Here is a 12,582-nt window from a genome sequence, read left to right as displayed (position 1 = left end):
GGATTTTAAAATCCCAAAAGCCTTTCGACCCCAATTATTTGACTGCTACCCCTTGACAGGTCAAGACAGTATCTACAGGTTTTCTTGAAGATTTTACCAAGAATTTGACCTTCTATGTAGGGGGGTTCACGCCTGATACTTACAACCCATCGACAAACGATCAAAACCCCCTCCCACCTCACTATAAACTGCCGGCTTGTATAGATTTTGGTTAAATACGCCTCTATAATATGTTATGGTTTTTTCGGGCAGTTCTACTTAACTAAAAGTATATGAAAATTGTTTTTTTTGGCACTCCCGACTTTGCTGTTCCTACTTTATCCAGTTTGCTAAGTCACCCAGAATTTGAGGTTGTGGGTGTGGTGACTCAGCCGGACAAACGCCGGGGAAGAGGGAATCAATTGATGCCTTCACCTGTAAAAGATGTGGCTTTAAATCACAGTCTCCCGGTTTGGCAGCCGCGCCGAATTAAGAAGGATGCGGAAACGCTTGCTAAGTTGCGGGAATCGGAAGCTGATGTTTTTGTGGTGGTAGCTTACGGTCAAATTCTTTCTCAAGAAATTCTGGATATTCCTAGTTTGGCTTGCGTTAACGTTCACGGTTCTATTTTGCCGAAATATCGCGGTGCGGCACCGATTCAGCGCTGTCTTTTTGACGGGGAAAAGACAACAGGAATTACTACTATGCTGATGGATGCTGGGATGGATACTGGGGCGATGCTGTTGAAGGCTTTTGCTGGTATTTCGCTGTTGGATAATGCTGATTCTTTGGGGGATAGGTTGGCGGAAGTTGGGGCGGATTTGTTGGTGGAAACTTTGGTGAAATTGAGGGATGGGAAGGTTGAAGCTGTTGTTCAAGATGATGCTGAGGCGACTTATGCGCCGATGATTAAGAATGGAGATTATGTGCTGGATTGGTCGAAAAGTGCGATCGACCTTCACAATCAAGTTAGGGGCTTTTTCCCGGATTGCACGACTACTTTTCGCGGCAATTCTCTGAAGGTGATAGCTACTGTGCCCGTCGGGCCGGAATATTGGCTGCAAATGCCAGCGGATTTGAGAGTTTTGGAACGCGATTGGCCTGTTTTAGCCCAGTTGTCGGGCGCAAATGGGGAAGTTGTCAAGGTTGTGAAGGGCTTGGGGGCGATCGTCCAAACCGGCGATGGTTTATTATTGTTGCGGGAGGTGCAGTTGGCGGGGAAAAAGGTGCAGTCTGGGGTGGATTTTGCCAACGGAACCCGGTTGGCGGCGGGCGAGATTTTTGGGAGTTAAATAGTATATTTAGGGCGGGAAAGATACCCACCCTACAATATTTGGCAGCAAAATTATCCTGTAATTAGATGCGCGATTGTTGACTTAAAATTCCACCAAAACTTCCTCCGTATTGCCCAACAAACCTTGTGCCGCCTCTAACATACTCTCAGCAACATCTTTCAAATCTTCGCGACTTGCCAGATAAGTTTTCAAAGCTTCTAACGGTTCTATACTATTATTAGCATTCAATTCGGGCAACCGCGGCCTTGCTAACTGACTGACTAATTCCGGTTGAATGGTGTAGCTGTGCGCTGCGCCGAGAAGTGCGTGCAATTCTCCGTTATCAATGAGATCTAATTGTTCCGATCGCAATTGGTAAATTAATCTCACAACCGCGTCTTGGATTTCCTTCTTGCCAATAGCTTTAACTAACTCGGCTTGCGGGTTTTCAGATTCGGAAACATTTACTTTAATAGTCTGAAACACCCGCACTGGCAAAGTGCAAAATTCCCACTCAGCTTTTCCCCGTTCCAAATTAACTAACACAAAACCTTTATCTTCTTTCTCTTCGCTAAAATCAACTCGTTCGATACTTCCCGGATAAATTACGGGCGGATTATTGGAAGCATTGAGATTTTGATGTTTGTGTACGTGGCCGAGAGCAACATAATCAAAACAAGGGCGAGTTAGCATGGAAACGGGAATGTTAAAACCTTTGCCAACTGCTAAAAAACGTTCGGCGCCCAGACTGGCTTTATCTGCCATTAAGTGCGCTAAAAGTACGGTTGGTATCTCGGGGTTGAGGCGGCGAATTTCGCCTTCCATTGCGATCGTCAGCTTTTCGGTTAATAATTGGTTAACATCGCCCATAGACAGGCTTTCAGTCTCGGAACGTGTCATTAAGGTCGATCGAGTCAACCAAGGTAATGTTACCACCTGTACGGGCCCGCTGCGGGTTTGAATCAGGTGAGTGTCCAGGCGATCGCCTACAATAAACTTAGGTATCCCCAAAGTCCGGTAAATCCCCAAACTCGCGCCACCTTGTCCCTGAGAATGTTGGTCGTGATTTCCTACTAGCAAAACCGTCGGAATTTGTGCGTCAACCAAGCGGCTGAATTGGCGAGCAAAAGCCTCTTTCACAAACGGTGGAGGCGTCGAATCCGGGAAAGCATCGCCGCCGAATATAACTAAATCTACGGGTTCAGAAATTGCTCTATCCATACATTTGCTCAGCGTCGCCGCGAAGTCTTCCAGCCGCGTATTTAAACCGGTTTCTGGATTAATCCGGCCGTGAGAAAAGCCGCTGCCCATGTGAATGTCTGAAAGGTGTAAGATTTTAATCATTGTTTTTTCTATTTGTTAGTTATCGTTTCGGTTCCTAGTGAGGACTTCAGTCCTCAGAAGAAGGATTTGCATTCCTGACTGCGAACCAAAGAAAGTTTTTTTTCATACATCACAATATGATGCCGGGTACTTTTTGATAAACTTGTGCGATCGGGCAGCGAAAATCTATACTCATTAACTCTAACTCATCTCCTTGTCGGTAAGTCTGAGAAACCCAATTTCCCTCAGCATTGAGTCGAAAACACTCTATTTTGATTTCTGATTGAGTTATGAGCACGTATTCCTGCAAACTCCGAGAAGTTTGGTAATCTGCAAATTTATCACCTCTGTCAAAAGCTGCCGTTGAGGGCGACAAGACCTCAACTACTAAAGATGGATATAAAATGAAATCTTCAGGAGTTGAGGTATCTCTTTCGTCGCAAGTCACCGCTACGTCAGGATAGTAATAGCAATTTGCCTCTTCCAGTCGGACTTTTATATCTGATGATAAAACTAAGCAGTCGGTGTTATCTAAGTGATTTCCCAGTCGCCTTACTAAGTTGCTAGCAATAATAATGTGAGGCTTTTTTGCCCCTGTCATTGCATAAACGTGTCCGCGTCTGTATTCGTGTTTTATCGGGCTTACTCGCTCGCCTTCTAGGTACTCTTCTGGAGAAATGTAGAAATTATTTTTGCTGATAACCATTAATTTTTACTCCGCTGATTTTATCTGATACTATGTGTGGGAACTCAAATATTCGGGGGAAGGAAACGGCAGTGCCGTTTCCCTACAAATTTAACAAAACTCCAGAAATCGGGCGTGCCACAGTTTGCCACTTTCTGTCAAACCCTGCGATCGCACTTTAATTTTGACACTTTTGGGGTTAGCCTCGTAGAGTCGGGCAATTTCCTGCATTTCCTCCCCGCTAAACCCGGTTCCCACGGTTCCTACGGGGACTAATTTGCCATCAATTTCTTGCGCTACTTTGACGGCACTAAACGGCCGCCCCGCAACTTTTGTCGCCGTCAAACCCACAATAAACAAATCGTGTTCTTGACAGTATTTAGTCCTCACCATCGGGAATTTCTTAACATCTTTGCCGCCGACATACAGGCATTTGTGCAACACCCAAACTTCGCCTTCTTTATTTTCAGATTCCTGCTGATTTGCCAGGACGAGTTTTTCGGCGGTGGTGCGAAAGGTCGGTACAACTTCAAAGGCTGGGGATAAATTTGCCAGCATTTCGCCAACTTCAACTCCCGCTGCAATCCGTTCGGATTCTGCCACGGTAGTTAAATCATTGCCTTTGAAAAACAAACTTTTAAAAATAGCATAAATTGCGCTGGGCTGGATTGTGGGAAAACCGCTTTCAATATTAACAGTAGCAGCTTGCGCCCCCGTGCGGTGTTCGCTACCCGTACAGCTTTTGTAATACAGTTCGCCGTCTAAAACAAAGGTGCCAATTTTAGCGGCTGTGTCGATTAATGTGCGATCGATCTCAACCGAGGCCTGTTGCCGCAGGTTAGTCGATCGCGATTGGTAGTATACTTTATCTGGCGTCGCAATGACCACTACTCGATTGCCGTCGCGCTTTGGCTGTCCCCAATAATCGGGGTTTTCTATGTAATAAGAACGTTCACTCGGCGCGTCCACCGGCTGCATCGTGACAATCCTTCCCGGCTGCAAATGCGGTGGTAATTCGGGAACAATCGGATTGTAAACAGTCTCTATTTTGGCAGGCGTCGTTGATTTTGCAGCAGGAGCAAGATTGGTGCTAGATTGGTTTAGAGGATTCAGGGCGATCGGCTTTTCTCCGGTTTCCAATTCAAAGGCTCTTTTCCAAAATCCGATCGCCATTTCCGGGTATCCTTCCGATTCCGCGCACAGTGCAAAACCGATAACTTTTGCCGTACCGATGCCGCGGCCATAATCAGATAAATATTGTACGGCCCCCGCTTCACCCATCAAGTGCAATTCCCGCTGAACAATGCGATTGTTCCAGCGTTCTCGAATGTCGGCGTTAATTTTTTTGGCGGCTTTTCGCTTTGCTTCTGCGTATTCGCTGTAGTCCATACTGCCTCCTTTCTGTAGGGCTATTTATATACTATACTCAGTATTGATTTATTAGTCAAGTTTAAGTTGACAATTAGGTGGTGGGAATAAATTTAACTCTTTCATTTGTGAACGAGATTTATTTTTTAACCGCAGAGGCGCAGGGGGAATAGAGGAAGTGAAGAAAGAGAGGGAGGGGGTTGTAGTGTTTTGATAGTCAAGCGCGGTAATCTGTTCGCCGCCAATGCTAAGATAACTTCGATCGCGCATTGCGACCAATAAAGCCGTGAGTTGCGTCTTACTCGCGTTGGGTTCGCCCACTTGCGATCGCACGTTCGAGAATTTAAGATCGAGTTTAATTGTACTCTTATGATGCGATTGATTTTGTACAGCAAACCCGGATGCCACTTGTGCGAAGGGTTGCAAGAAAAACTCGAACAGATTGAAAGCCTCAAGTTTCAACTCGAAGTCCGAGATATTACTGAACGCGACGACTGGTTTCAAGCTTATCAGTACGAAGTTCCAGTTTTGTTTAAAGTGCAGCCTCAGCCAATAAATTCTGCTAGCGATACTGCATTGTCCCCGGAAGAACTTTTGCCCCGTCCTTCTCCCCGCTGCACAATTGTCCAATTGGAGCAAATGTTACAGAAATATTTGCAAATAGATCCGTCACAATAATACGATTTACGCAAAAACTCAGGTTTTAATCCTGGCCTCGGGGTGCGCGGTGCGGACTTTACTCTAAGCCTGTAGGGTTCGCACCGCGCACAGAGAAAACCGTAGGGTTTGCACCGCGCACAGCAAAGGCTTGTAGATAGCGACTCAAACAATGTGTTGCGCCAGTCATATTCAAGACATCCAAGTGAGGAGTTTTTCAGATGAAATTGAGAGAATTATTAGCAGCAGTTCCCAGCATTTCCTTTGACGCCAAACATCCCGCCCTCGATGCCGAAGTCAAGGGTTTATCCACTAATTCCCACGCTTGTCAGGCGGGGGATTTATTTTTGGGAATGCCGGGAACTCGTGTAGATGGGGGAGATTTTTGGCAAAGTGCGATCGCCAGCGGTGCAATTGCCGCCATAATTTCCACCCAAGCAGGCGAGAAAACACCTTCCGAAGACGGGGGTAGTTGCGTCATCGCAGCAGCCGATATGACTCAAGTTTGCGGTCAAATAGCAGCCGCATTTTATGGCAATCCAGCTAGCAACTTAAAACTTGTCGGCGTTACCGGGACTAACGGCAAAACTACAACAACTCATTTAATCGAATTTCTGCTTAATCAAATGCAGTTGCCGACGGCGATTTTCGGCACGCTTTACACTCGCTGGCCGGGCTTCCAACAAACTGCACTTTACACCACACCTTTTGCGGTTGACCTGCAAAACCAATTAGCAGAAGCTGTAGCAGCCGGATGCAAACACGGGGTGATGGAAGTCAGTTCCCACGCTTTAGCGCAGCAGCGAGTTTTAGGCTGTAGTTTTGAAGTTGCTGTCTTTACAAACTTGACTCAAGATCATCTAGATTATCACCGTAATATGGAAGATTATTTTGAGGCTAAATCGCTTTTATTCGGTTCTAATTACCTCGCAAATCGCGCTGTAATTAATATTGACGACCCCTACGGGCAGCGGATAGTTGAAACCCTCAAATCTGACCGAGTTTGGAGTTACAGCACTGTTCACCAAACGGCAGATTTGTATGCTTTTGATTTGCAGTATCAGCCCAACGGAGTTAAGGGAATGCTGCACACTCCCAAGGGCGAAACTGCTTTTTCTTTGCCTTTAGTCGGTCAGTTCAATTTATCAAATATGTTGGCTGCTGTCGGTGCTGTTTTGGAATTGGGTTTAGATTTGTCCGCAATTGTGGAGAAATTATCTCAGTTTTCGGGAGTACCGGGACGGATGGAACGGGTGCAAATTAGCCCGGAACAAGATATTAGCGTTATTGTCGATTACGCGCACACTCCCGACAGTTTGGAGAACTTGCTGAAAGCGTCGCGGCCGTTTATTCCGGGTCAGATGATTTGCGTGTTTGGCTGCGGTGGCGATCGCGATCGCACTAAGCGGCCGATCATGGGTAAAATCGTTGCAGAATTAGCCGATTTAACTGTTGTTACTTCCGACAATCCGCGCACGGAAAATCCCGATCGCATTTTGGAGGATATTTTAGCAGGAATTCCCGCCGCAGTAAAGCCGATGGTTTTGTCCGATCGAGCCGCTGCAATTCGCACTGCTATTATGGAGGCTAAACCGGGAGATGGCGTGCTGATTGCAGGAAAGGGACACGAAGATTATCAGATTTTGGGCACCGAAAAAGTCCATTTTGACGATCGAGAACAAGCGCGAGATGCATTGAAAGCCAGAATGAATTCGGTTAACTGAATTCGGTTAACTGTTAAGGGTTAAGCGAAGTCGGTTAACCCTTAACAGTTAGGTGTTCGCAGGCTGAGAAATTTGTTATGTTTTTAAGTATTAATACGAAAGAAGAATCTGAGTTGCACTAGATTATAATAGTAATATCCAATATTTTTATAAAAAATTCTTGCTATGATAGAACTAACTGGGTATCAAATTCTCGATAGAATTTACTCAGGCACTCGCACCCTAGTTTATCGCGGCTCTCGCCTCTGCGACAAAAAATTTGTCATCATCAAAGTATTGCGGAACGAGTATCCCAAATTTAGCGAACTCTTGCAATTTCGCAATCAATACACGATCGCCAAAAACCTAAATTTGCCCGGAATCATTCAAACCTACAGCTTGGAAGCATACCGGAACGGCTATGCGCTGATTATGGAAGACTTCGGGGGCATTTCTCTCAACCAATGGACTGGGAAAGGAAAAACGGTGCAATCTCTGGTTGAGTTTTTCCAAATAGCGATCGACCTAAGCAATACATTAGATATACTTTACCGCCATCGCATCATTCACAAAGATATTAAACCAGCCAATATTTTAATTAATCCTGAGACTAAACAAGTCAAACTCATTGACTTTAGTATTGCATCTTTGCTACCGCGAGAAACTCAAATGGTGATGAGTCCCAACGTGCTAGAAGGGACACTAAGCTATTTGTCTCCTGAACAAACAGGAAGGATGAATCGCGGCATTGACTACCGCACAGATTTTTATTCTTTGGGTGTCAGTTTTTATGAATTGCTGACGGGAGAGTTGCCGTTTCAATCTAACGATCCGATGGAATTGGTACACTCTCATATTGCCAAACAACCGCCGCCCCTTAACGAAAACACAAGGGAAGGAATTCCCCAAGTTCTGTGGGACATCGTGATGAAATTGATGGCGAAGAATGCCGAAGACCGTTATCAGAGTGCTTTGGGGCTGAAATTTGATTTAGAATTTTGTTTGCGTCAATTAGAAGAAAGTGGTAAGATAGAAAGCTTTGCGATCGCGCAACGGGATGTTTGCGAGCGGTTCATCATACCAGAGAAACTCTACGGCAGAGAAAGCGAAGTTGCCCAATTATTGGCAGCGTTCGATCGCATCTCTGGTTGCGAGACTTTTCCTGGGAACGAGGGAAGGCGCGAGTTAACGCTGGTGGCGGGTTTTTCTGGCATTGGCAAAACTGCCATTGTGAACGAAGTACACAAACCAATTGTCCGCCAGCGCGGCTACTTCATCAAAGGCAAGTGTGACCAATTTAATCGCAATATTCCATTCTCAGCTTTTGTCCAAGCATTTCGAGAATTAATGGGTCAATTGCTGAGTGAAAGCGAGGCTCAATTAGCAGCTTGGAAAACCCAAATTTTAGCTGCGCTGGGTGACAGCGCGCAAGTAATTATTGAAGTAATTCCTGAACTAGAGCAAATTATCTCCCAACAGCAAACCGCAACAGAACTGTCTGGGACGGCGGCACAGAACCGCTTTAATCTACTCTTTCAAAAATTCCTGCAAGTATTCACCACAAAAGAACATCCCTTAGTAATTTTCCTCGATGATTTGCAGTGGGCTGATGCGGCATCTTTGAAATTGATGCAGTTGTTGATGAGCGAGTCAGACTGCAGATATCTATTATTAATAGGAGCTTATCGCGACAATGAAGTTTCTGCCGCTCATCCTTTGATGTTGGCGCTAGAGGAGATTGGGAAAGCACAAGCTGCCATCAAAACGATTACATTAGCCCCTCTGAGTGAAACCAGTTTAAATCAACTCGTTGGCGATACGCTTAGCTGTTCGCCCGAAATCGCACAACCATTAACTCAACTAATTTATAAAAAAACCAAAGGCAATCCATTTTTTAGCGCGCAATTCCTGAAAATGCTGCACGATGAGGGGCTGATTCAGTTTGACTTTGATGAGGGCAATTGGCAATGCGACATTGCCAAAGTAAAAGCATTAGCAGTGACGGATGATATCGTTGACTTTATGGCGTTGCAGTTGCAAAAATTGCCGCCAGGGACTCAGAAGGTCTTAAAGTTGGCGGCTTGTATTGGCAATCAATTTGATTTGGGTACTTTGGCTGTTGTTTCTGAGCAATTAGCAACAGAAACGGCGGCGGATTTGTGGAAGGCATTGCAAGAGGAGTTAATCCTTCCTGAAAGTGAAGTATACAAGTTTTATATCGGGCAGGAAAAACAGGAACAGGCACAAAATTCCCAGGTGGTGAATTACAAGTTTCTCCACGATCGCGTCCAGCAAGCCGCCTATTCCTTGATTCCTGAAGACCAAAAACAATCCGTCCATTTGCACATTGGGCAATTGCTATTGGCTCGAACCTCAGCAGAGCAACTAGACGAGAAAATTTTTGCGATTGTCAGTCAATTTAATCTGGGCATCGATCGCATCGCAATTCAGCAGCAGCGAGACCATCTAGCCAATCTCAATTTGATGGCTGCACGTAAAGCACGGCTTTCGGCTGCTTACCCAGCATCGGCTCAATACTGTGAGATAGGGCTGCGACTTTTAGCCACTGACAGTTCCGATCAATGGATCAGACAGCCTATTCTTACTTCAGAACTGCACATTGAAGCTGCTAATTCAGCCTGTTTGATTGGCGCATTTGAGCGGGTAGATGCTTGCGTCGAGGCAGTTCTCCAACATACGTCAAACCCCCTAGAACAAGTTAAAGCCTTAGAAATAAAGATTCAATCCTTGATTGCCCGCAATCAATTATCAGAAGCTATTCAGGTGGCACGGGCAATCCTTCAAGAGTTTGATGTGGAGTTGCCAGAACATCCCACCCAAGAAATGGTAGCCCCTGCTCTCAATGCTATTGGCGATCGACTGATGAGTGTGGATGTAATGAATTCACCAAAGATGAGCGATCCGCAGAAGCTGGCTGCAATGAATATTCTCAGCAGTATGGCTTCAGCAGCCTATATCGGTTCGCCAGCCCTCTATCCCTTGATTGTGCTCAAACAAATTGAATTGTCACTTCAGTTTGGAAATGCGATCCAAACACCCTATGCTTATTCAACCTATGGACTAATTCTCTGTGCATTTGGTGGGGAAATTGTAGCCGGAAATCGTGCTGCTGATATCGCGATCGCCTTGATGGAAATGTTTAAAGCATCAAGTTTTAAAGCGAAAATTTTCAATTTAGTTTATCCATTTGTTCGCATTTGGCAGGAGCCGATGCACAATGTACTGATGCCTCTGCTGGAAGGCTATCAAGGGGGTTTGGAAACGGGAGATTTGGAGTTCGCGGCTTACTGTGCCTATAACCGCTGTCAACTCGCTTATGCTGCGGGAAATGAACTTCTACAACTGGGAGAAGAGATGCAAACCTATGCAGAGGCGATCGCCCAGCTCAAACAAACAACAGCTCTAAACTTTCAGCAAATTGTGCAACAGGCAGTCTTAAATTGGACAGGTGAAGCCGACGCTCCCCAGAAACTGATTGGAGAAGCTTACGATGAAACGACGCGATTACCTCAGCATCAGTCAGCAGGAGATACTTACTCGATCGGGAGCGTCTATGCTCATAAATTGATTCTTGCTTACCATTTTGGGCAACCCCAGGAAGCTCTGGAGATAGCTCAAATTGCCGAGAAAACTATTGGTGGCATTATCGGAACTGTTTTCTATGGAGTCTTTTATTTCTATCATGCACTCACGTTACTCGCCAACACAAACACCTTGCCAATCAGTGAAGCGGTTACGAAGGATCTTGAGCAACTTACTAACTGGGCAACTCATGCACCCATGAACTTTGGCCACAAATGCGATTTAATTCGAGCCGAACAGCAGCGAATTTTAGGAAACAAAGCAGAGGCGATCGACCTCTACGATGGCGCGATCTTCCTCGCTAAAGAAAACCAATTTCTCAACGAAGAAGCCTTAGCCAACGAACTCGCCGCTAAATTCTACCTCAATTGGGGCAAAGAAAAAGTCGCCGCAGGCTATATGCAGGAAGCCTACTATTGTTACGCCCGCTGGGGAGCAAAAGCCAAAACCGATGACCTAGAAAAACGTTATCCCGATCTGCTGCGCCCCATCTTACAACAGGCAGCCCAACCCCTCTCTATTTTAGAAACCCTATCCACCCTCACCAATTCAACCTACTCCTTTCATTCGAGCACCCACCACACTACCTCCAGTACCTCCATCAACCAGGCTCTAGATTTTTCTACCCTGCTGCAAATCTCCCAAGTCATCTCCAGCACGATCGACCTGGATGAGTTGCTGCAAATTGTGACCCAAACCATGTTACAAAACTCGGGAGCCGATCGCTGTGTACTGATGCTCTGCCAAGATCAACAATGGCAAGTGCGGGCGATGGCTACCGGGGAATACATTAGCCTGCAAACGGAACCCCTAGAGAACAATCCTACCGTTCCGGTTAAATTAATCCACTATGTAAAAAACACCATAGCAACAGTTGTCATCGATCAGCTCAAAACTGCTCTGCCTGTGATTGACGATTATTTAGAGTACCACCAACCAGAGAGTTTGCTGGGTTTGCCAATTCTAAATCAGGGGAATTTGGTCGGCATTTTGTATCTAGAAAATCGGATAACCAGTGGAGTGTTTAGTCGCGATCGCGTCCTACTGCTGAATTTTCTCTCTAGTCAAGCGGCGATCGCTCTGGAGAATGCCCGCCTCTATCACCAAGTGCAGCAGACTTTGAATGAACTTCAGCAAACTCAGATGCAAATGATCCAAAGTGAAAAGATGTCAGCATTAGGTAATCTCGTGGCAGGGGTTGCCCATGAAATCAACAACCCCGTTGGTTTTATTTCCGGGAACATTAATGAAGCTCATGCTGGAGTCCAAGACTTAATTGATTATTTGCGCCTCTATCAAGAAAATTTTCCTCAACCGACAGCAGAATTGATTGAGAAAGCAGAGCAAATAGATTTAGATTATCTCGTAGAAGATTTACCCAAAATGTTGAGTTCCATGAAAATAGGATGCGAGCGCATCAGAAACATCAGCACTTCCCTCCGCACTTTCTCTCGCGCCGATACGGCACATAAAGTTGAGGCTAATATCCACGAAGGACTCAATAGCACTTTGATGATTTTACGCCATCGCCTGAAAGCGAACGACAAGCATCCTGAAATTAAAATAATTAAAGAGTACGGCAATGTTCCCAAAGTAAAATGTTATTTGGGACAATTAAACCAGGTATTTATGAATTTGTTGGCCAATGCGATAGATGCCTTAGAAGAATCCAATCAAGGACGTACTTTTGCCGAGATTCAAGCCAACCCCAATCAAATTACTATTCGGACAAAACTAGAAATGGAAAATGTAAAAATTTCCATCGCCGATAACGGAAAGGGAATGTCTGAAGAGGTCAAAAATCGGATTTTTGACCATCTATTTACCACAAAAGACGTGGGCAAAGGAACTGGGTTAGGACTGGCGATCGCGCGTCAAATTGTAGAAGAAAAACACGGCGGTAAACTGAGTTGTATTTCTTCACTGGGAAAAGGAACGGAGTTTGTCATTGAGATTTTAATTGGTTGAAGGTTAGTTGTCAGTTGTCCGT

At 45.3% G+C, this 12,582-nt stretch carries 7 protein-coding genes; 4 read left to right on the top strand and 3 right to left on the bottom strand.

Features of this window, described 5'->3' with window-relative positions:
• Positions 1-272: 272 nt before the first annotated feature.
• Complete coding sequence (gene fmt, locus QUB14_RS11720) at positions 273-1,271, top strand: methionyl-tRNA formyltransferase (RefSeq protein ID WP_333217136.1); 999 nt, start codon at positions 273-275, stop codon at positions 1,269-1,271.
• A gap of 84 nt (positions 1,272-1,355) precedes the next feature.
• On the opposite strand, the gene QUB14_RS11715 is transcribed toward fmt, so the two are convergent.
• The 3 genes from QUB14_RS11715 to QUB14_RS11705 all read right to left on the bottom strand — a co-directional run bounded on the left by QUB14_RS11715 (position 1,356) and on the right by QUB14_RS11705 (position 4,650).
• Positions 1,356-2,597 carry an exonuclease SbcCD subunit D gene (locus tag QUB14_RS11715; protein ID WP_333217134.1) on the bottom strand — a complete coding sequence of 414 codons (1,242 nt, stop codon included), beginning with the start codon at positions 2,595-2,597 and terminating at the stop codon, positions 1,356-1,358.
• A gap of 109 nt (positions 2,598-2,706) precedes the next feature.
• Entirely contained in the window at positions 2,707-3,282 is a 576-nt protein-coding gene (locus QUB14_RS11710; RefSeq protein WP_333217132.1) for a Uma2 family endonuclease, read from the bottom strand.
• A gap of 90 nt (positions 3,283-3,372) precedes the next feature.
• Positions 3,373-4,650, bottom strand: coding sequence for an ATP-dependent DNA ligase (locus tag QUB14_RS11705; RefSeq protein ID WP_333217130.1), 1,278 nt, complete (start codon positions 4,648-4,650; stop codon positions 3,373-3,375).
• A gap of 351 nt (positions 4,651-5,001) precedes the next feature.
• On the opposite strand from QUB14_RS11705, the gene QUB14_RS11700 reads away from it, so the two are divergent.
• The 3 genes from QUB14_RS11700 (at position 5,002) to QUB14_RS11690 (ending at position 12,560) form a co-directional block, all read left to right on the top strand.
• The gene (locus QUB14_RS11700; protein WP_333217142.1) at positions 5,002-5,307 is read left to right on the top strand and encodes a glutaredoxin family protein; all 306 of its coding nucleotides are present in this window, start codon (positions 5,002-5,004) and stop codon (positions 5,305-5,307) included.
• A gap of 200 nt (positions 5,308-5,507) precedes the next feature.
• Positions 5,508-7,010 carry a UDP-N-acetylmuramoyl-L-alanyl-D-glutamate--2,6-diaminopimelate ligase gene (locus QUB14_RS11695; RefSeq protein WP_333217129.1) on the top strand — a complete coding sequence of 501 codons (1,503 nt, stop codon included), beginning with the start codon at positions 5,508-5,510 and terminating at the stop codon, positions 7,008-7,010.
• A gap of 165 nt (positions 7,011-7,175) precedes the next feature.
• Positions 7,176-12,560 (top strand): AAA family ATPase, encoded by a 5,385-nt coding sequence (locus tag QUB14_RS11690; protein WP_333217127.1) that lies wholly within the window; start codon positions 7,176-7,178, stop codon positions 12,558-12,560.
• The last annotated feature ends 22 nt before the right edge of the window (positions 12,561-12,582 follow it).

The organism is Microcoleus sp. B3-D2 (assembly GCF_036705345.1).
Taxonomy (GTDB): domain Bacteria; phylum Cyanobacteriota; class Cyanobacteriia; order Cyanobacteriales; family Microcoleaceae; genus Microcoleus.
This window is presented reverse-complemented; position numbering and strand designations above follow the sequence as displayed.